Raw genomic sequence first — 20,821 nt, 5'->3', positions numbered from 1 at the left:
CCGGAGGACGGGCTGGTACTGAAAAGGCCGGCCCGGATCGGGCCAGCCGGTCAGGCGGCCGCACCATACGCAGTCGCAACAGGGCGACGGCTCCCTATTGGAGCGGGTGCATTTTCTTGGGAAATTCAGTGGTGCCCGGGGTCGGACTCGAACCGACACGCCTTGCGGCGGGGGATTTTGAGTCCCCTGCGTCTACCTGTTTCACCACCCGGGCTGAGTGGATGCTGGCCGATTTGCCGGGAACCGGCGTGCCAGCATGGTGCTGAGCCGGGAATTATGCCGCAAATCCAGCGCGGTCACAACTAGGCCGGGCCAGGGAATCCCTGGCGACCTTGCCTGGTCCGCATGGCGCGGCTCCGGTCATGGTATTCGGGCGTCGGCGGGCGGACCTTGCCGGTGGCCCTGGCCGGCACGCGGGTGACGTTTTACGACCATCGGCGGCAAGGCGATATCCGGGATCTTGTCGATTCCAGGCAGCTGGCGAACTCGGCTAGCATGATTGCAGCCATCGCCCCTGCGGGCCGCCAAGGCCGCCCGCGTCTCTAATCCAAGCCCGGAGCACCATGTCAGACCTGCCGTCCTTCGCCAGTCTTGCGCAGCTGCCGTCGCAGGACCCCGCCTTCTTCGACGTCCAGTACAACAACCGGGCCAGGGTGCCCGACAACGCTATCCATATGGCACGCTGGGCGGCGCTGTCGCGCCAGGTGCGCGAGCGGGGCGGCTGGCTGGAAGACCTGAGCTATGCCGATGGCGAGCCTGGCCCGTACCGCGAGGACGAGCGGCTCGATTACTTCCCCGCCGACCCCGGCGCCGTTGCCGGGCAGGCGCCGCCGCTGCTGGTATTCCTGCACGGCGGCTACTGGCGCGCGCTGGACAAGCGCGACCACAGCCTGGTGGCCAGCGCGTTGCCACGGTGCGGCGTGTCGGTGGCGGTGGTCAATTACTCGTTGTGTCCGGCGGTGACGGTGGAGACCATCCTGCTGCAGGCGGTACGCAGCGTGGCATGGCTGTACCGCGCGGCGGACCGGCTTGGGCATGACGGGTCGCGCATCTTCGTGGCCGGGCATTCCGTCGGCGGCCATATGGCGGCGATGATGCTCACCACCCTGTGGCCGCGCGTGGGCAGCGACCTGCCGGCGAATCTGGTCAAGGGCGTGGTGTCGGTCAGCGGCCTGCACGATCTGGAGCCGCTTCGGCGCGCCGCTTTCCTGCAGGTCGACCTGAAACTGTCGGAGAGCGATGTGGCCCGGCTCTCGCCGGCCTTCCTGCCGCCCGCCACGGACGCACCGCTGGTGACGGCGGTGGGCGGGCTGGAGCCCGAGGAATACCAGCGGCAGACGGATCTGCTGCGCGCTGGCTGGGCCGCCAACGCGGCGGCGCCAGGCGCGGCGCATGTGCCGATGCCGGGGAGGCACCACTTCAACGTGATGGACGATTTCGCCGAAACGGACAGCCCGCTGCTGCGTGCGGTCCTGAGGATGATGGACGTGGCTTAGCGCCCGGCGGCGCGGCAGCTCACCCCTCCAGCACCCGCAGTAGCGACGAGGTGTCGTCCTTCCCCCAGCCCTTGTCCATCAGCGTGCCGAGCTGGCGCGAGGTGGCCTGCATGGCGGGCAGTTCCAGCCCGAGCTGGCGGGCGATCTCCGCGGCCAGCCCGAAATCCTTGTCGTGCAGCCGTGCCTCGATGCCCGGGGCAAAGTCGTGCGCGACCATCTTCGGCCCCATCATGTCCAGCATGCGGCTGCCCGCCATGCCGGTGGCCATGGCCTGCAGCACGCGGCCGCTGTCCACCTGCTGGGCCTGTGCGAACCGCATGGCTTCGGCAATGCCTTCGATATTGACCACCTGCGCGATCTGGTTGCACAGCTTGGCAACCTGGCCGGCGCCGTGGTCGCCGATATGCGTAATGGTCTTGCCCAGCAGCGCGAGCAGTGGCCGCACGCGGTCCAGCATCTCGGCCTTGCCGCCCGCCATGATGGTCAGGCTGGCCGCTTCGGCGCCCACGGTGCCGCCGGAGACCGGGCAGTCCAGCGCCTCGATGCCGCGCTCGGCCAGCCGCGCGGCGATCTCCCGCGTGACGATGGGCGAGATGGTGCTATGGTCGATGCAGATGGTGCCCGGCGCAGCGCCCTCGATCACGCCGTGCTCGCCCAGCAGCACCGAGCGCACATCCTCGGACGAGGTGACATTGGTGAACACCACCGCCGCGCCGCGCGCCGCTTCGGCGGGCGTGGCGCAGGGCACCGCGCCCAGCGCGCGGGCCGCGTCGGCCGCCTCGGGCCGGCGCACGCAGGCGCGCACGCCGTGGCCGGCGGCAAGCAGGTGGCGCACCATCGGCGTGCCCATGGCGCCCAGCCCGATAAAGCCGATCGTCAAGGGTTGGGAGGGGGTTGCTGTCGTATTGCTCATGTCAAGACATCCTTATTTCTCGGCCGCGTAGGCAAACTTGCCGTCGCGGATCACGCCCATCACGCGCGAGCGCTGGTCGAAGCCCTGATGGTCTTTCACGCTCAGGTTCATCACGCCATTGGGAATGGTCAGGTTGGTGGTGGTCTCCAGCGCATCGCGCATGGCGTGGCGGAACTCCCGCGTGCCCGGCTGCGCGCCGCTCTTGCCGGCACGGCGCGCGGCGTCGTCCAGCAGCATCCACGCGCCCCAGGCATCCCCGGCAAACTGCGTGATGCTGTCCACGCCGTACTTCGCCTCATAGCGCGTCGCGAAATCCAGTGCCACTTTTTTCACCGGATGGCCGTCCGGCAGTTGCCGGGCCACTACCACCGGCCCGGTCGGGAACAGCGTGCCGTCCACATCCTTGCCGCCTACCCGCAGGAAGTCCCAGGTGGCGATGCCGTGGGTCTGGTACACCTTCCCTTTATACCCCCGCTCGGCCAGCGTCTTCTGCGGCAGTACCGAAGGCGTGCCCGCGCCGGCCACCAGGATCGCATCCGGGTTGGCCGCCATCAGCTTCAGCACCTGCCCGGTTACCGAAGTATCGTTGCGCGAGAAGCGCTCGTTGGCCACCACCTTGATCTTGCGCAGCTCCGCCAGCCTGGAGAACTCCCGCCACCAGCTCTCGCCGTAAGCATCGTTGAAGCCGATGAAGCCCACCGTCTTCACACCATGGTTGCTCATGTACTCGGTGAGCACCGTGGCCATGTGCGAATCGTTCTGCGGCATCTTGAACGCCCAGCGCCGCTTCGGGTCCGTCTGCRGCTCGATGATGGCGGCCGACGCGGCCAGCGCCACCATCGGCGTCTCGCCCTCAGCCACCGCATCGAGCGCGGCGATGGCCGTCGGCGTGATGTTGGGGCCGACCACCACGTCCACCTTCTCCTCGGAAATCAGCTTGCGCACATTGCGCACCGCGGCGGCGGGGTCGGAGCCATCGTCCAGGATCACGTATTGCGCGCGCTGGCCGCCCAGGGTGGGCGGCCACATCAGCACAGCGTTCTTGGAGGGGATGCCGATGGAGGCGGCGGGCCCGGTGGTGGAGACGTCGATGCCCACGCGGATGTCGGCGCGCGCGGGCAGGGCGGCCAGGAGCAGGGCGGAAGCCAGCAGGGTGGCGCGGATGCGCGGGTGGGGCATGGATGATCTCCTCGTGTTCTATTTTTTGGGTAATGCGGCGAAGGCTATCTTAACGATTTATCGGCCCCATGCGGGAGGGGCGCCCCGGCCGCCCGCGCCGGGTTTCCGGTCAATGCGGGCGGAACGCCAATCCCCGCCAATGAGGGGAAAGCCCTTCGAATGGGGGGTGCTAGGAACCTTCCTAAATCCGGACAATGCGCAGTTGCTTCTTTTGAGGCAAATAGCACTAAACATTCCCATTGCCGTGCCGTTATTGCTGGGAAGGTGGGGGTACAGGAACCCGGGCGAGGTGCCGCGCTGACCCGCCATTCCAATCGCACAGACCCACCTTGCGCACGGCGGGAAGCATCGCACAGAACCTATACAGATAGAAAGCCGGTGCAAGCGGGCCGCCGGGCAATCGCGCCGGGAGCATTCCCCGGCCGTCGGGTGTCCGAGGCCAGGCATGGGGAGGGGCTGCACGCGCAGCGCCGCGGGTCCGCGCTACCGGAAGGGCTGATCGCCCCGGTGCGTGCTGGCGGGGAAGGACAGCAAAGAAGGCAACGATAAATGAATGCAGAAGATAGGGGCAGGCATTCCAAGGCATGGCAGTTGAATTCTGGGGACTGGATGGCAGCGGAAGAGGGGGGTGGCTTCGTGCTCGACCGGACCACGCAGAGACATGCCGTGCCGGAAGCCGTATCGAAGGACGACTTGCGCGTGCTGATGCAATGCGGGCGTTCAAGCGCGGCGGCACCAGGTCTCTATCCGCCTGAATTCAAGTTCGATCCACAGACCGGACATGCCCTGCTGCGGCCCGCGGCGGCGCCGGCCGCAAGCTGGATCCCGCCGCACGGCGCCGCCGACATCCTGCAACGCAGCGCGCGCCCGTCCCGTGGACTGAGGCAGGCAGCGCGGCCGTTGCGGCTGAGCGAGCCGTTCCTCCGGCGCGCCGATACGGACCCGGATGACAGCCTGAGCATGCCGCCGGAAGGCAGCTACGAGTTTTTCTCGCTGCCGGCTGGCACCCGGGCGCCGGTACTGCTTGCGCTGGATCCTGCCAAGGGGCTGCTCTATGCGCGGCTGCCTGCCAGCGGCCGCTGGGAACCCGTCGACTACGAGGGCCGCGGCATGCTGGAGGTGTCCGGCATCCCGCGCGAGGACTGGCGAGCCGAAGTGGCGCTGGATGGCAGCGCCAGCCGCATCTTCTTCGGTACCGATTCCGGGCTGGCCTGCGTGCGCGTGGATGTGCCGGGACTGCGTTTCGGGGTCGACTACATCGGCGCGGGCAAGGCGCTTGGCGCCCCCATCCATTTCGCAGAACGGATCTGGGTGCCGCTCGACGCCGGCGCCGGCTCGGTGCGCTTTGCCAGCGCCGACGCGCAGGGCGCGCCGGGGCCCGTGGTGGCGCTTTCCCTGGCCGGCCTGGATACCGGGGCGCTCCATGCGCCGCTGGTCAGCGGCCGCATCGCCATCTGGCCCGCCGAGCGTGGCCAGTTGCTGCTGCGCATGCTTTCCAATGGCGATTGCGAAGCCAGCTTCAGGCCTTGGCCGGACAATCTCCGGCCGGATTTCCGCTTCGGCTGCGCCAGCCTTTCGCCGGTGGGGCATCTGTCGCAGCTGTGCTTTGACGATGCCGCAGGCACATATTGCTACCTGGAGCTCGGCATCGATCAGCCCGCCCGGCATCCGGTGCAAGCGCCGCGCCTGTGCTCGGGCAGCGTGAACTACCGTTTCGCAGCCCGCTTCAAGACCGATCCCTGGGTCGAGCCGGAGCATGGCGACGATGGCGCCACCGACGAGGTGGTGATGCCGCTGCTCGAATCGCAAGACGGCGTGGTGGTCGGGATCAAGCTCGCGACGGCGAAAAGCCTGGACGAGGTGCTGCAATCGGTCGATCGCACGCCCGCGAAGCTGGTGATGGACGACGGATCGACGGAAATCGCCTTCCACTCGTTCTCCGTAAGCGAGCCGTGGCGTCTGCGCCTGTTCGTCCATGATGGCCTGCTATGGGCCTACCACCCCTTGATCACTCGCATCGACGGCTGGAAGCTACAAGCATGAAGCGATTTGTCGTTGGGGTCGCCGCGGCGATCTTGTGCTGTGCCGTGCCGGCGCGCGCCGCGGGCGTGCAACAGGCCTTCCTGGTGCAGAACTCCGGCTGGATGGAGCCTTTCTATGCCGATCCCGCTTCCCGGCTGAAGCCGCTGGTGGCTGCCGTCGCGGGCGCCGCGGCCAGTGCCGAGGACAAGGTGTATCTGCTGGCGTTCAGCCAGAGCACCGCCGGCAATGCCTCGCCGGCCCTGCTTTCCCAGGGCACAGGCGCTGCCGATGTGGCGCGGCGCCTGGCGCCGCTGGCGGTGGCCCGCAAGGGCGCGGGCGAGGCGCTGGCCGACACCGATTTCCAGGAGGCGGTCACCAAGACCATCACCGGTCCGTTCAAGGCGGCGCCGGGCATCATCTGGATCTTCACCAATAACAAGAACAGCCCTAACAACGACGCGCAGACTGCGGAGCGCAACCGCGATTTCTACCGCCTGCTCCACCTCGAGCCGTCGATCACCCGGACCCTGGCATTCCCGCTCAAGATGCCGGTCCAGGGCAAGCAGTACGCGGCCAAGGGCCTGATGGTGTATGCGCTGGCCTACGGCCAGCCGGCGGCCGACGCGCTCGRCCGCATCATGGCCGAAGGGCGGCTGTCCAAGGTGCTGACGCGCGCGCCGGCGCGGCTCAAGCCGATCGACCAGGATGCCGTGCGGATCGTGCCGGAACTGGTCAGGAACACGCCCAATGTGCGCGCCAGCCTCGGTACCGACCAGCGCACCATCGTGCTCGACGTGGACGCGGCCAGTCTCGTGCCCACGGTGGCCTTGCAGGCCTCGCTGCAGAACCTGTTCTATCCCTACGTGATCCGCTCGGCTGGCGTGAATGCCACGCTGGGCGCCGGTGGCCAGAGCGTGCCGGTGCAGGTGGAGCCGGCGGCGGTCAAGGACCTGCAGCCCGGTGCCAGCCAGCCGGTGCAGGCGCAGTTCGCGCTGCCGATGGCGCAGGTGCCCTCGCCGTGGTCGGCGCAGGCCATGTCGGCCATGGGCAAGCAGGTGCTGCTGCCGATGACCGTCGAGATCGGGCTCGCGGGCCAGCAGCTGGCGCTGTCGGACGGCTTTGCCGGCGAAATGCGCGAGCTGTTCCCGGGCGATCCCATTTCCGAAGTCTTCACGCCACCGGAGAGCGTGCGCGCCTCGGTGGCGCGCGTGCCGCTGCTGGTGCGCATCCAGTATCCGCTGCTGCCCTTGCTGGTGGCGATCGGCGGGCTGCTCGCGCTGGTGCTGGGCGCGGGTGCGCTCGGGCTGGTGTCGGGCCGCAGCAAGCGCTACGAACTGCTGGTGGACGGGGTGCCGCGCCACGTGGTGCTCAAGCCGTTCGCCCGCCTCGTCCTCAAGGACGACGCGGGCCAGCCCATCGGCGAGGTTCGCCGCGGGCTGGGCAAGCCGCAGGTGCGCAACGCGGCCGAGGGCCATTCGCTGCGCTTCAGCGGGCGCTGACGGCCCCGGCCTGATATCGCCCCCGATACCGCATTTGTTACCGCACTGAATCCGAATTTGAGTTCGCTTTGAACTCGCATTGATATTGAACAGGGAGAACGAGGGGATGGCACAGACTCAGCAGAACAATTCCGGTTTCGCATTGCCCGCGCCGGTCGAAGGTGGCAACGCCCAGGCTCCGGCCGCAGGGGCTCCAGCCATGGTGAACACGAGCACGGAAGTCTCGCAGCCGGCTTCGCTCAACGAGCTGGGCGCCACCGCCGACACGGGCTCGCGCGACCTGCTGATCGGCGGCGGCATCCTGCTGTTGCTGTTCATCGGCTTCTTCTTCGCCCGCAACGCCTATGCCAATACGCTGGTGGGCAAGCGCGTGCCGCCCAACAAGGCCAATGCGTCAGCCTGGTGGCTGTTCGTCTTCCTCTCCAGCCTGGCGACGGGCGTGGTGCTGTCTGCCGTCAATGCCGCCAAGTTCCTGACGCCGCTGATCATGGGCCCGGTGGCGCTGGTGGGCCTGGTGGCGCTGGTGCTGATGCTGGTCTCGGGCCGCAAGTAAGGCCGCATCAAGGCCGCATCAAGACCGCAAGCAAGAGTAAGCCAAGAGCGCAGGAAGGGGAGAGAACATGTCCGACACCATCAATCAGAGTATTCGCGCCGAGCGCAAGCAGGAGCAGAGCATCGAGCTGCGCCCGACACTGTTCATCGGCGTCGGCGGCACCGGCATGGAGGTGCTGATGCGGGTGCGGCGGCGCATCCTCAACACGCTCTGGGGCGGCTCGGGCATGCGCACGCGCGTCGAAAGCCTGGCGGATTTCCCGGTGGCGCAGTTTATCCAGTTCGACCTGGACTCCRGCGCCGTCATCGACAGCGGCCGCGCCCAGGCCGAGGACCTGCAGTACGAGCTGGTCAAGTTCAGCGACGAGGACAAGATCGTCGAGTCCTTCGACATGGACAAGTACAGCCGGGACGACGATTCCCTGGCGCGCTTTCCCCACATCCAGTCCTGGTCGCCGCTCACGCCCAAGAAGATCCGCGAGCTGGGCATTGACCCGTCCAAGGGCGCTGGCCAGATCCGCGCCGTTTCGCGCCTGTATTTCTTCGACAAGTACGCCAAGCTGCGCGACAAGATCCGCCTGAAGCTCAAGGGGCTTAAGGCCGGGCTGTCCCACGAGCGCCAGCTGAACCAGCTTGGCCTCAAGATGGAGACCAGCAAGTTCCGCATCGTCGTGGTCGGCTCGGTGGCGGGCGGCACGGGATCGGGCGCGTTCCTCGACATGGGCCTGCTGGCCCGCTGGCTCGCCGGCACCGAGGTCGGCAGCGCCGACGTGGAACTGATGCTGTTCCTGCCCACCGGATACTCGGGCGCCAACAAGGACCGCACCGAAGCCAACGGCTACGCGGCGCTGATGGAGCTGGAGTCGGCCATGCTGGGCAACCGCGGCTACGTGGGCCGCTGGGATGCCTATGACCAGCCGGAGCTCAAGCGCGAGCCCTACAACGAGGTGTACCTGATCGATTCCGGGAACCTGGCGCAGCAGCACACCAAGGATGTGGGCGATATCTATCACATGGTGGCCGACGCCTTGTTCGAGGACTTCGCCTCGGGCGACTTTGCGCGCCGCAAGCGTTCCGTGGCAGTCAACCAGGCGCACCACAAGAATTTCCTGCATGACGCGCTGGTACCCAAGAACCGCTTCGCGGACATGCGGCTGTCTTATTCGAAGCGCTATTCCGCGATGGGCCAGGCGGTGCTGGACACGCGCCAGGAATCCCGCCGCGACGAACGCGCGCATCGCTGGGCCGGCGAAATGCTCAAGGCCTTCTTCGGCGTCGGCGGCAACGACCTTGGCGCCAACCGCGCCACCGACAAGCAGCGCGACGAGTTCATGGCCAACCACATGGCCCTGCGCGCCGCGCCGTTCAGCGACTTCCCCGAGTTCTCCGACAAGAGCGTGGAACTGAAGCGTTCGAGCGGCGAGTTCCTCGACTATTTCCTGGTCGAGGAACTGTTGCAGGACAAGCACGGCCTGCTGGTCGCGGGCGTGGACCAGCGTGTCAATACGCGGATCGACGAGATCCGCAGCGGCTTCGATCGGGCCGAATGGCCTACCCAGGTACGCGAAGCGATCAAGCAGCTCGAGCGCGATGCGGTGCGCGACCAGGACTCCGCGGCGGATACGACGGAGGACCGCGTCTCCAAGCGCCGCCGCGAAGTGCTCGACCGCATCAAGCGCGTCATGCGCGACCAGCTCTACGGCTACCTGGACAACAAGGATTTCGGCGGCCTGGAGTACGTGCTGTCGCTGGTCGAGCAGATCAACGACCGCCTGGAAGCGCCGGGCAGCGGACTGACCGCCGCGCTCAACAACAATGCCGAGCGCTACCGCGAGATCAAGGAAGCCGTGCGCAGCCGCGAACTGGAGCGCCTGCTGGCCAACCTGGAGCAGACCAAGGGCGGCTTCTTCGGCGGCGGCGAGAAGCAGGCCGTGCAGGTGATGGACCACCTGCGCATCGAAATTGCCAATGCGCTCAAGTTCCACCTGCGCGCCAAGGCGGCCGAGGAAGCCGCGCTGCTGCTTACCGAACTGTCGGCCTGGCTGGGGCGCCGCGTGGGAGTGGACGCCGCGGGCAAGCCGGTGTGGAACGGGCTGGTGGGCGAGCTGCAGGCCGGGCGCGAATCGGTCCTGGACATGCTGGCCCAGTTGCAGCGCGCCAACGCCATCCTGCAGCACGAGCTGAAGAAGGACCACGCGACCCTGATCGCCATCGACGCGGGCGAACGTGAGGTGCCGATGCCCGGCGCTATCCAGCTGCGCGAGTGGGCCGATGAAGCCTTCAAGGACCTGGGCGGCTCCAAGGCCCTGTTCCCGATGCTGGCCGATACCGACCAGCGCAGCCAGATACTGACCAAGGTCAAGCGCATGGCCGAGCGCCAGCTGGTGCTGGTCAGCGCCGTGGACGGCGATGCGCCCGCCACCGATCCGCTGCTCGAAGCGCTGGAGCAGATGAGCTCGGCCGAGCGCATGAACCATTTCCGCAAGCTGCTGGCCTGTGCCATGCCGTGGATCGACGCCAACATGGCGGGCGATTTCACGGTCAAGGCCGACCAGTACAAATGCTTTATCGGTGTGGCCGGCGCGGACGAATTCAAGCGCAGGTTCAGCGTCGAGCTGGAGGCCTGCATTCCGACGCAAGCCGGCATTACCACGGCCCAGCTCTCCATCGTCGAGACCGGCGTGCCGGGGCGCGCGGTCTGCTATTGCGAACTCTCGGGCGTGCCCATGACGGTGCTGCGCGGGCTGGAAGGCTGGCGCACCAGCTACCGCAAGGAGGCGGAAAAGAGCCCCACGCACACGCATATCGACGCCACCCAGTTCAGCCATCCGATCGCGCCGAACACGGATGAGCTCAACYGCCTGGCGGAAGACTTCAAGCAGTTCCTCTACGCCGTGATGCTGGGCGTGCTGACCCGCTCGAGCCAGCGCGTGGTGCCGCCCGGCCAGTACCAGTTCGCGGTAGCGCGCGGCGACGTGCGGCGCATCGGCAACGAGCGCGCGGTGCGCCAGAACGGCTTGCCGCCGGCTTACCGCGAAGCCATCGTCGAGCGCGTGCAGGATCGCATCGCCGAGATGGGCCCCTGGCAGACCGCGGCACTGGCCGCCCTGTGCGAGTACTACGAGAGCGCGGTCTACACGTCCAAGCTGGTGGCCGACGGCAACGGTGCCGAGCAGGAGCGCAAGGGCTTTGCCAGCGCCATCGCGGCCGAGGCCGCCGCCGAACTCAACGAGCGCGCGCGCCGCCAGGGCCTGTCCGACAGCGAGGTCAAGCAAGCGGTGAACCGGCTGCTGGGCAACCTCAAGCCCTGGGCCACGGTGATCGCGGAATCGGACGCCGATGCCTACGAATGGGAAGTGCGGGAGGCCGACGACGACGGTCCGCTGCGCCTGAAGTTCATRCTCAATGCGGAGATGCTGGAACCCGGCCGCCTGGAGGCGCTGCTGCAAGGGCAGCCCGCGGCCGCCGCCACGGCCATCCCGCAGGCAACGATCCCGCAAGCGGCCATGCCAGGCCTGATGGCCGCGCCGGGCATGCCGCCCGCGCCTGGCACGCCTCCGCCGCTGGGCGGCATGCCGCCGCCCCTGGTGGAACACCAGTACCACCTCGGCGTGAACGGCCAGCAGTACGGTCCGTTCCAGGCCAGCCAGATCGGGCAGATGCTGCAGGCCGGGCAGATCGCCCTGGCGGGCACCAAGGTCTGGCGTGCCGGCCTGGCCGGCTGGCTGGAGCTGAACCAGGTGCCTGAACTGGCCGTGGTGCTGCAGGGTGCTTCGCCGTTCGCGGCCGCGCCGCTGATGCCGCCGCCGCTGTCCTGATGTCGTTGGGGTGAGTCTTGGAAAACTGTCTAGCTTGTGAAGCGCGTCTGTACGACGCGGTAAGTCACTGCCCCTACTGCGGCAAGGCGGTGGGCGACGCCGTCGCGGATACGCCTCAGGCGCCGCCGGCCAGCCAGCCCGTGGCTGGCGTGTCCATGCCGGCGCCTGAGGCGTCGGCACCGGTTGCGGCACAATCGACGCCGGCCGCGCAGGAAGCGGTGAGCGCCGCGCCCGCGCCCCAGCCTGTGGCGGCCAAGCCGCCGCCCCAGCCCAAGCCCAAGCCTAAGGCCCAGGAGAAAGACGAAGGCAAGGCCAAGGTCAAGGCCGAAACCAAGCCCGAAACCAGGGCCGAAGCCGAATCCAGACCCAAGCCCCCCCGCAAGGGCCGCGGCCTGATGGTGGCCGCAGGCGTGGTGGCTGCCGCCGTGGTTGGTTTGTACATGGTCGGCAAGTCGGGGGAGAAGAACCAGGCCTGCGAGCAGGCGCTGGTCGCCGGCGCCAGGCACCTCGCAGCGGGCGATCCGGCCTCGGCGCGCGCCCAGGCCGGGCTTGCCGCGGCCTCTTGCAGCGGGCAGGCACGTGTCAAGGCGGTGGATCTGCAGGCCGCCGCGGACAAGGCAGAGGCTGCGCTGGCGGCGTGCCAGCGCAGCTTCCGCACCATCGCCAGCCGCATCAGCGAGCGCCGGCTGCTCAGCGCCCGCAATGGGCTGGACCAGCTTGGCGCGCCCTGCGCCGATACCGCAACCGCCAAGGATTTGCGCCAGCAGGTCGAGCAGGCCCTGGCCGCCGCCGCGGCGGCCGGCGCGGAAGCGCGCCAGCACATTACGGAAGGCAATATCGGCGCTGCCCGCGCCGCGCTCGACCAGGTGCAGGCGCGCAATCGCGAAGACCTGGATCTGGCGGCGCTGCGCGCGCAGGTGCAGGAAGCCGCGCGATCGCAGGATGCCGCACGCGCACAGGAGGCCAACCGCGCGTCCGCGGACCCGGCCACCGCCGTAGTCCAGGCGACCGGGGTCAGGCCGCCGGCGCTTCCATCGGCACCGGCACCGGCCGCGCGCAATCCCCAGGCCGACCTGGCCCAGTCGTTCCTGCGCGATGCCGATCAGGCGCTTTCGCAGATGAAGTTCGACGCGGCCAAGACCTATGTTGAAAGCGCCCGGCGGATCGACCCCAACAACCCGCAAGCCATCAGCCTGGGGCGCCGCATCCGCGAGCGCGAACTGCAATACCTCAGGGATGAGACGACCATCAAGTGACCGGGAGCCGCGCCGCGCAGGGCGGCTTCTGCATGGCCGCCGCGCACGCGCGGCCAAGGTTGCCGCGTAGCTGCCGACTGGTCTCACCACATCTTTCCCGTTTGTTTCGATTGACCTCGTTCCACACCTACTGCTAACCCACCTTGGATACCCCGATGAAACGCATCAAGCCGGCCCAGCACGCCGTTGTCTATCTTTCGGTCCTGGCTTTGCTGGGCGGCTGCGCGGCTTCCCAGCCGGGCGGCCCCGGCCGGCCGCAGAGCAGTGCGGCTACAGAAGATCCCTGCGGCGTGGGCACCGGCGCGCTGGTCGGCGCGGCCGCGGGCGCGATGCTGGGTGCCATTCTCGGCGGCACGAAGGGCGCCCTCGCAGGCGCCGCGCTGGGTGGCGCAACGGGCGCCGTCGCGTGCCTGGCGATCAATGTCCAGTCGCGCCAGACCAAGACCGCTGCGCAGGCCGATGTCGACTACCGCAAGACCCGCGGCACGGCGCCGCGCGAGCCGATGGTGGTGTCCTATTCGCCGCAACTGAGCAGCCAGGTGGTGAAGCGCGGCCAGCCGGTCAAGGTCAGTTCCTCGGTGGAGCTGGTCAATGGCACCAACAAGCCGGTGCAGGAAGTCCGCGAGGAGCTGCAGGTTTACGCCCCCGACGGCAACCCTATCCGGGCCAGCACCAAGCCATTCACCGCGAACTCGGCCGGCCGCTTCGAAAATTCCTTCGAGCTCAAGCTGCCGGATAGCGCTCCGCAGGGCACCTACGCGATGAAGACCAACCTCTACGTGAACGGCAAGCTCAATACCACGCGCGACCTGAACACCCAGCTGGTCTGGGACGGCAACACCGGCGTGCTGGTGGCCTCGCGCTGAGTCGCCGGCAGCCGTCAGCAGTCGAGTCGCCCGCGCGGCGCATCGAACGGAATCATCACGTGCCCGCGATAGGCGGGCCGTAGTCTGCGCTGTCCGTACCACGCCTCGACGCCAGGGAGGCGTGGCCTTGCAGGAAGCTCGCGATTCGGCGAGAACGCCGAGCTACGTCGTGCCCATGCAGTCGGCACGATAATCCCCTCCCGTAATCCGGTACCCCCTTCGCAGTCCGTGATCGTACTGCGGACACCGGCCGGCTAGCCGCCGCTGTCACCCCGGCGATACGTTCCCGGCGCACTACCTGTCCATCCCTTGAATGCGCGCTGGAATGCCGCGCTGTCGGTAAATCCCGGTTCCTGCGCCAGCGCGGCCAGCGGCACCTTGCTGGTGTTCAGCCGGACGATGGCGATGTCGCGGCGCAGTTCATCCTTCAGCGCCTGGAATGAGGTGCCTTCCGTGGCCAGGCGACGCTGCAGCGTAGAGACCGACATGTGCAGCGCGTCGGCGGTGGCGGCAAGGTCCGGCCAGCCGGGTTGCGTATGCTGCAGATGGCCGCGCACGCGCGCGCTGGTCATTTCTTCGCGGCGGCGCGGCATGATGACATTGGCCTGCGCTTCCGCCAGGATTTGCGGGGGGCCAGGCGGACAGCGGAGTTGCGTGCGGCGCGGGTTGGCACTTACCTTGGCGCCGCCGCCTCCCGCCGCCAGCGGCGCAGTTCCACCCATTGCCATGACAACAATGCCGGCACGCCGAACAGCACCTCGCGTGCGCGCTTGACCAGCGCCAGCGACAGCGACACTTGCGGGTCCACCCCGAGCAGATGGCCCAGCAGCATCACGACGGCCTCCTGCACGCCCAGCCCGGCCGGCACGAAGAAGGCGACATGGCGCGCTGCCTGGGTCAGCGATTCGATGGCGATGGCCTGCCAGAACGGCACCGGATGGCCCAGCAGCATCAGCGCGAACCAGATTTCCAGCGTGCCCGCGAGAAAACCGGCGAGCTGCCAGGCGAGCGCGGCCGCAAGTTCGCCGTGGCGCGCATTGAGCGCGCGGATGGCGGCGTCGAGGCGAGCGCCGTCGATCAGCGCCACCAGCCTGTGGTCCCCGCCGAACAGGCGCTTGGCGGCACCCTCCAGGCGCTCGAAGATGGCGCTGTGACGCAGCGAGAGCGCGAACAGTACCGGCACGGGGAGAGATAGCGCCAGTCCGAGCAGGATCACCCACGCCTGGCCGCCATCGTGCATCGCGAGTATCAGCAGCATCACGCCCAGCGCGGAGAAGAGGTATTGCGCGAACAGCGTCACCATGACTTCCACCACGATGCTGGCGGTGATTGCGGTGGTGTCGTGGATGCGCAGGCGGGTCAGGTGGATGCCGGCCAGTTCACCGCCCACGCTGGCGGTGGGCAGAAGCCTGTTGACGGCTTCGCGCACGGTGGCCACCCACCAGAGGAAGCCCAGGCCGGCGCGCTCTCCGGGATCGGCCGAGGTCAGCAGCACGCGCCAGCCCTGTGCGTCCAGCAGCAGGGGCAGCGCGTGGAAGGGCACGAGCAGCAGCAACAGCCAGCCGCCATCGGCGACGATGCGGGCCACGTCGCTCGCGCCCTCGTGGCTGATCAGCAGGGTCAGGCCAAGCAGGCCGAGCAGGCCGGACAGGTAGATCAGCCGCTTCATCGCGTGTTTGCGGCCAGGGTTGCCGCTGGTGTTGCCGCCAGCATTGCCGTGCCCTTCATGCCGGGGCCAGCACGTCGGCGAAGCCGCCTCGGCGCGGCGCGGTCCGGTCCAGCGCGGCGCGCACGCGTGGCGACAGCAGCGCGGCCAGTTCGTCGGCATGGCGATAGCCGCGCATGGTGGCCGTGACTTCGGCGCCCGATACCACGGCGGGATGGAAGTAGATCTCACCCACGCCCGCGGGCAGGCGCGCGAGCGCGGCCAGCAGCGTGGCTTCGTCCATGGCGCCGCTATTGGCGATGCCCACCACGTAATCGTTGTGCGCCACGCCCGCGGCGGCAAGGCGGCGCCGCAATAGCGCGAGCCAGGGCCGCAGCAGCAGCGGCGCGCGGTGCTCGCGCGGCAGGCGCACGGCGCGCAGGCCGAACTCGCGGCCGATCGCCAGCGTCAGCGACAGCACGGTGGGATGCAGATGGAAATGCTTGTGGGCGTTGACGTGGTCCAGTGCCAGCCCGGTGGCTGCAAAGGCTTCGAACTGCGCGCGGATCTCGGCGGCAAGCTGCCGCCGCGCCCCGGGCAGGAAGAAGAAGCGGCAGCCGTCACGTGCCATGGCGGAGCCGAAGCGGCCTTGCGCGTCGACCAGCGCCGGGATCCGTGCGGGCGGCAGCATCGCGGGCCCGTCGGCCAGCACCAGGTGCAGCCCCACCCGCAGGCCGGGCAGGCGGCGCGCGCGCGCCACCGCGTCGGCGGCGGCAGGCGCGGCCACCATCAGGCTGGCCGCGTTGAGCACGCCATCGCGGCAGGCCATCTCAACCGCCTCGTTGACGGCGGGATGCAGCCCGAAATCGTCCGCGGTGAGGATCAGCGCGCGTGGCGATGCCACCGCGGTCTGCCCTGTCATCTTGTCTTGCGCCGGGCTCACGCTTCGTGCGAACGCAGGAAACGGAAGAACTCCACGCCTTCGCGCAGGCGCCGCTTCATCATCTCCCAGCTGCCCAGCATCTCGCGCACGATCTCCCAGATCTTGCCGGGGCGGAAGTAGAAGCGCTTGTAGAAGGTCTCCACGCCGTGATAGATCTCCTCCCTGGAGAGGTGCGGGTAGCTGATCGCGGCGAGCTGCACGCCCTTGTCGTTGACCAGGTTGATGACCTTGTTCTCTTCCAGCCAGCCGTTTTCCACCGCCTGGCGGTACAGCGTGGTGCCCGGATAGGGCGCCGCCAGCGATACCTGGATGGTGTGCGGGTTGATGTCCTTGGCGTACTCGATGGTTTTCTCGATGGTCTCGCGGGTCTCGCCCGGCAGGCCCAGGATAAAGGTGCCGTGGATGGTGATGCCGAGCTTGCGGCAGTCCTCGGTGAAGCGTCGCGCGATGTCGGTGCGCAGGCCCTTCTTGATGTTCAGCAGGATCTGGTCGTCGCCGGATTCGTAACCCACCAGCAGCAGGCGCAGCCCGTTTTCCTTCATGATCTTGAGCGTGCTGTACGGCACGTTGGCCTTGGCGTTGCACGACCACGTCACGTCGAGCTTGCCCAGGCCGCGCGCGATTTCTTCCACACGCGGCTTGAAGTCGGTGAAGGTGTCGTCGTCGAACATGATCTCCTTCACCTCAGGCATGTTCTCCTTGATCCACTTCACCTCGGCGATCACGCTCTCCGGCGAGCGGGTGCGGTAGCGGTGCCCGCCCACGGTCTGCGGCCACAGGCAGAAGGTGCACTTCGAGCGGCAGCCCCGGCCGGTGTAGATCGACACGTAGGGGTGCTTCAGGTAGCCGATGAAGTAGTTGTCGATCTTCAGGTCACGCTTGTACACGGGCGCCACAAAGGGCAGTGCGTCCATGTTTTCTATCATCGGGCGCGGGCCGTTGTGCTCCAGCGAGCCGTCCGGCAGGCGGTAGCTCAGGCCCGGCACGTCCTTGAGCGGCTTGCCCGCCGCCACATCCTGGCAGGTGTAGTCGAATTCCTCGCGGCACACGAAATCGATGGCGGTGCTGGCGCCCAGCGTGCCACCCGGGTCTACCGCCGGCTTGGCGCCCACCATGCCGATCAGCACGCCAGGCTTGCGCTTCTTCAGTTCCTCGGCGAACTTCGCGTCGGTCGGGAAGGACGGCGTGCTGGTGTGGATGATGACCAGGTCGAAGCCGGCGGCGATATCTAGCGTGGCCTGTGCGTCCAGGCCGTCGGCCGGCGCATCCAGCACGCGGCTGTCGGGCACCAGCGCGGCGGGCTGGGCCAGCCAGGTGGGATACCAGAACGATTTGATCTCGCGCTTGGCCTGGTAGCGCGAACCGGCGCCGCCGTCGAAACCATCGAAGGAAGGGGCCTGCAGGAAGAGCGTTCTCATAGCGGTCTCTGTGGAAACATGCCGTTTGCAGACGGGGCGGGAGAGCGGTCGCGCTCGTCATTGTCCGCGCCATCGGCCTGCAGGGAAAGGGGCAGCGCCATCATGCCGGCGGCAAAGCCAGTGACCGCTTGCGTGCCGGTGCCTTGTTGCGGAACAGGGCCGGAGTGCGGGCTCGCGAACTCCGGGCGGGGCGCGGCGGCAGCGGCGGGGTAATCGCGTACCGACATGACCTGGTCACGCCAGCGCACCTTCTCGCCGAACAGCGCGGCCGCCCATTCGACGAGCAGCAGCGCGTCGCGCAGCGGCGCGCGCAAGGCCGCGGCGGCGCTGCCCGCCAGCACGCTGCGCGCCAAGATACCGGCCAGCGCCACGGCCAGCACCAGAGGCTGCGGCGATAGCCAGGCGGCCAGCGCCAGCACGGGCCAGGTAAAGGTGATGAAGGTAAAGGCAAAGCCGGGAGGGTTGATGGAACGGATGGTGCGCAGCCAGCGCAGTTCGTGCGCCCACAGCGCGGGCAGATGCGTTTCCGTCACGTCCGTGCTCACCACGACGTCCGATAGCACGGTACGCAAGCCGCTGCGGCGGGTCAGCTCGCCAAGCCAGAAATCGTCGGCGAGCCGGTTGGCCAGGGGCGCGAATCCACCGATGGCGTCGAGTACCTCTCGCCGCAGGGCAATCGTCGCGCCGAAGGAGAAGCGGCGCGAGCCGCCGCCGTGGGCGATGCGCACGGAGGGCGCGAACCAGTCGTCGATAAACTGCGCGCCGACCCGTGACCATAGTCCGCCTGCGGCCCTGCCGCGGTACAGGCAGGTCACCACGCCAACCGCGGCGTCGGCCAGCGGCGCGGTGACGCGGGCCAGGTAATCCGGGGGCGCCGCAATGTCACTGTCGGCAATCAACAGCCAGGGATGGCGCGCTTGTGGCAGCAGGTTGATCAGGTTGCTGACCTTGAGGTTGCTGCCGTGCACCCGGGAGTCGGTCACCAGGGCAATGTCGCATGCCGGAAATTCCGCGCGCAGCCGCGCCACCACCGCGATGGCGGGATCGTCCGCCGCATGGACGCCGAACACCAGCTGGAACGCCGGATGCCGTTGCCGGCACAGGCCTGCAAGGTTCTCATAAAGCTGGGGGGCGGCACCGCACAGCGGCTTGAGCACGCTGACCGGGTGCAGGCCGGCGTCTTCCGGGGCGGCGCAAGGGATGGCGGCCTGCGCCGGCGCGCGCCGGCTGGCCAGTACCGCGGCGATGGCATAGCCTGCCGCCACGCACGCCAGCGCGACGTCCGGCAGTGTGCCCCAGTTCATCTTGGGCAGCCGCTGGCACGAACGGCGTTGCTCCCCCTGGCATCACCGCCAGGCACTTCCATCCGAAGGGCCGCGGGAAGATCAATGCGAGGATCAACAGGCAGTTCGAGCCGGATGCAACCGCGCTGGAAAAAAGTCACCTGCATCGAAGGCTCCCGGTCCAATCACCGCATTCATTGTGCGTGGATTTTCTGCCGGTTAATCATAGGGCAATCGATATAAGAAATTCCATGAATTCCTTAAAAATAATATTTGTTTTGAAATGAGTTTGTAAGGTTATGCCGATTAATTTTCGCTTATGCTATTGGTAATCATTTTCAAATGAAATGTGCTGACAGAAAGTGATTATCGTTTCATGACAATGCGTGGCATGGCTGCCGCCCCCGGGTGCCTGCTAACCCTGTTTGGCGCAAATGACGTCATTGATCATATTGCTCGCCATCGCGGCCGGCCTCGCACAGCGCTTTGTTGTCTGGGAAGAAGCAGAACGGGCACGCGGCTGGATTCCACGAGCATGTACGCCGGATCGGCCGCTCCGCGCCGGACCCGTTCGGTAATCCATTCCCGATCCTGTACATGGCGCTGCCGTCCTGAAGCGCGCCAGGACGGCAGCCGTCCGACAGGCAGCGGGTTACGGAGCGCTGCCGACCGGCTCGGGCAGATCCTTTTCAGTGCCCGGCGCGGGCACTGAAAGCCGGCAAGCGCGGCATGCCGCGCCGCGGGTCATTACCCAGCCAGCCCCTTGTTCGGATTAATCAGATACTTCTCGCCGGTCGCGCGCTTGTTGTAGACCGCGATCACGTCCAGGTCCAGTACCTCGGCCAGCGAGATCTCCTTCGAGTAGTGGCTGGCAAAGGTCGTCTTCAGTTCCGCCACCACGCGCTGCTTGAGCGCGCCCGCCGCATGCGGTCCGATCTTCTGCAGGAAGGGAAACAGCAGCCAGCCTCCCATTCCCCAGGCCATGCCGAAGTTGCGGGTGAACTCGGTCGGCGAGGTGTCCAGGCCGCCGTAGAGGTAGACCTGCTTGTGCGTCGTCGAGCCATAGCGGCTGTACTCGCCGGCTTTCCTGCTCAAGGCCGCCTCCATGCAGCTCAGGATCTGTCCCGCAAGCTTGCCGCCGCCGGTGGCGTCGAAGGCGAGCGTCGCGCCCGTGGCCGCGATCGCTTCGGTGAGGTCTTGCAGGAAGGTGGGCGAGGCCGCGTTGCAGACGTGAACCGCACCCTGCGCCTTGAGCAGATCCGCCTGCTCTTGCTTGCGCACGATGTTCACCAGGCCGACGCCATCCTTGAGGCAGATCTGGTTAAGCATCTGCCCCAGATTGGAGGCGGCAGCGGTGTGCACCAGCGCGGTATGTCCCTCGCGCCGCATGGTTTCGACCATGCCGAGCGCCGTGAGCGGGTTGACGAACGACGAGGCGCCTTCGGCCGGTGTCGCCCCTTCCGGCAGGACCAGGCACTGGTCCGCCGGGATACAGCGGTACTGCGAGYACATCGCGCCGCCAATGGCCGCCACCGTCTTGCCCAGCAGCGCCTGCGCCGCGGCCGATGAGCCCGCCTCGACGACCACCCCCGCGCCWTCATTGCCGACCGGCATGGACACATCCACCCGGCCCGCCATGCTCCTCATCGCCGCCTCAGGGACGCGGGCGGTGACGACGGGCTGGCCGGCCGTGCCGCTGGCCTTTGCCGTGCTCATGTCGGCGGCGCCGAACAGCAGGCCGAGGTCGGACGGGTTCAGGGGCGAGGCTTCGACACGGATCAGCACTTCGTCCGGGCCGGGCTGGGGGATGTCGACGCTGGCAAGCGACAACTCCAGTTCGCCGCCGCGCTTGATCAGCGAGCGGAGTTGAAGGGCGGTGCGGGTGCTCTCGATGGGCATTCGGTATCTCCTTGGATCGGTCGTCTGAAGCT

Annotated in this window: 14 protein-coding genes, 1 tRNA gene and 1 pseudogene; 7 read left to right on the top strand and 9 right to left on the bottom strand. The window is 67.8% G+C overall.

Annotated elements, in window-relative coordinates:
* Window positions 1-129 precede the first annotated feature (129 nt).
* Window positions 130-214 (bottom strand) — tRNA-Leu (locus AC1DKD_RS01530).
* Window positions 215-563: 349 nt separating this feature from the next.
* Between AC1DKD_RS01530 and AC1DKD_RS01525 the strand changes: the two genes are divergently transcribed.
* Window positions 564-1,496, top strand: coding sequence for an alpha/beta hydrolase (locus tag AC1DKD_RS01525; RefSeq protein ID WP_441635340.1), 933 nt, complete (start codon window positions 564-566; stop codon window positions 1,494-1,496).
* 19 nt (window positions 1,497-1,515) lie between these two features.
* Here the strand turns inward: AC1DKD_RS01525 and AC1DKD_RS01520 are convergent, their stop codons facing one another.
* Window positions 1,516-2,409, bottom strand: coding sequence for an NAD(P)-dependent oxidoreductase (locus AC1DKD_RS01520; protein WP_477102533.1), 894 nt, complete (start codon window positions 2,407-2,409; stop codon window positions 1,516-1,518).
* Between the two features lie 12 nt (window positions 2,410-2,421).
* Window positions 2,422-3,588, bottom strand: a complete 1,167-nt coding sequence (locus AC1DKD_RS01515; protein ID WP_477142853.1) for an ABC transporter substrate-binding protein — start codon at window positions 3,586-3,588, stop codon at window positions 2,422-2,424.
* Between the two features lie 549 nt (window positions 3,589-4,137).
* Here AC1DKD_RS01515 and AC1DKD_RS01510 point away from each other — a divergent pair.
* The 6 genes from AC1DKD_RS01510 to AC1DKD_RS01485 all read left to right on the top strand — a co-directional run bounded on the left by AC1DKD_RS01510 (window position 4,138) and on the right by AC1DKD_RS01485 (window position 13,601).
* Window positions 4,138-5,631 (top strand): hypothetical protein, encoded by a 1,494-nt coding sequence (locus AC1DKD_RS01510; RefSeq protein WP_477102534.1) that lies wholly within the window; start codon window positions 4,138-4,140, stop codon window positions 5,629-5,631.
* Window positions 5,628-7,109 carry a hypothetical protein gene (locus AC1DKD_RS01505; protein WP_477142852.1) on the top strand — a complete coding sequence of 494 codons (1,482 nt, stop codon included), beginning with the start codon at window positions 5,628-5,630 and terminating at the stop codon, window positions 7,107-7,109. The genes AC1DKD_RS01510 and AC1DKD_RS01505 overlap by 4 nt, the downstream gene beginning before the upstream one ends.
* A 106-nt stretch (window positions 7,110-7,215) precedes the next feature.
* Window positions 7,216-7,662, top strand: a complete 447-nt coding sequence (locus AC1DKD_RS01500; protein WP_441625505.1) for a hypothetical protein — start codon at window positions 7,216-7,218, stop codon at window positions 7,660-7,662.
* Between the two features lie 67 nt (window positions 7,663-7,729).
* Window positions 7,730-11,479, top strand: coding sequence for a tubulin-like doman-containing protein (locus AC1DKD_RS01495; RefSeq protein WP_477142851.1), 3,750 nt, complete (start codon window positions 7,730-7,732; stop codon window positions 11,477-11,479).
* 17 nt (window positions 11,480-11,496) lie between these two features.
* A complete protein-coding gene (locus tag AC1DKD_RS01490; protein WP_441625501.1) occupies window positions 11,497-12,735 on the top strand; it encodes a hypothetical protein in 1,239 nt (412 codons plus the stop codon).
* Between the two features lie 155 nt (window positions 12,736-12,890).
* Window positions 12,891-13,601, top strand: a complete 711-nt coding sequence (locus AC1DKD_RS01485; RefSeq protein WP_441625499.1) for a hypothetical protein — start codon at window positions 12,891-12,893, stop codon at window positions 13,599-13,601.
* Between the two features lie 254 nt (window positions 13,602-13,855).
* Here the strand turns inward: AC1DKD_RS01485 and AC1DKD_RS01480 are convergent.
* The 6 genes and pseudogenes from AC1DKD_RS01480 to AC1DKD_RS01455 all read right to left on the bottom strand — a co-directional run.
* Window positions 13,856-14,221: pseudogene (locus tag AC1DKD_RS01480) on the bottom strand (helix-turn-helix domain-containing protein); the annotation flags it as partial.
* A 53-nt stretch (window positions 14,222-14,274) separates the two neighbouring features.
* Window positions 14,275-15,270, bottom strand: coding sequence for a lysylphosphatidylglycerol synthase domain-containing protein (locus tag AC1DKD_RS01475; RefSeq protein ID WP_441625497.1), 996 nt, complete (start codon window positions 15,268-15,270; stop codon window positions 14,275-14,277).
* A gap of 55 nt (window positions 15,271-15,325) precedes the next feature.
* Complete coding sequence (gene hpnK, locus AC1DKD_RS01470; protein ID WP_441625495.1) at window positions 15,326-16,168, bottom strand: hopanoid biosynthesis-associated protein HpnK; 843 nt, start codon at window positions 16,166-16,168, stop codon at window positions 15,326-15,328.
* A gap of 17 nt (window positions 16,169-16,185) precedes the next feature.
* Window positions 16,186-17,607 (bottom strand): hopanoid biosynthesis associated radical SAM protein HpnJ, encoded by a 1,422-nt coding sequence (gene hpnJ, locus AC1DKD_RS01465; RefSeq protein ID WP_441625493.1) that lies wholly within the window; start codon window positions 17,605-17,607, stop codon window positions 16,186-16,188.
* Window positions 17,604-18,911 carry a bacteriohopanetetrol glucosamine biosynthesis glycosyltransferase HpnI gene (hpnI, locus tag AC1DKD_RS01460; protein ID WP_441625491.1) on the bottom strand — a complete coding sequence of 436 codons (1,308 nt, stop codon included), beginning with the start codon at window positions 18,909-18,911 and terminating at the stop codon, window positions 17,604-17,606. The genes hpnJ and hpnI overlap by 4 nt, the downstream gene beginning before the upstream one ends.
* Before the next feature lie 726 nt (window positions 18,912-19,637).
* The gene (locus AC1DKD_RS01455; protein ID WP_477142850.1) at window positions 19,638-20,789 is read right to left on the bottom strand and encodes a zinc-binding dehydrogenase; all 1,152 of its coding nucleotides are present in this window, start codon (window positions 20,787-20,789) and stop codon (window positions 19,638-19,640) included.
* Between the last annotated feature and the right edge of the window lie 32 nt (window positions 20,790-20,821).

The organism is Cupriavidus sp. 05T313, assembly GCF_056396665.1.
Note: the sequence above shows the minus strand (reverse complement) of the source record. Positions and strands in the feature narration are given on the sequence as shown.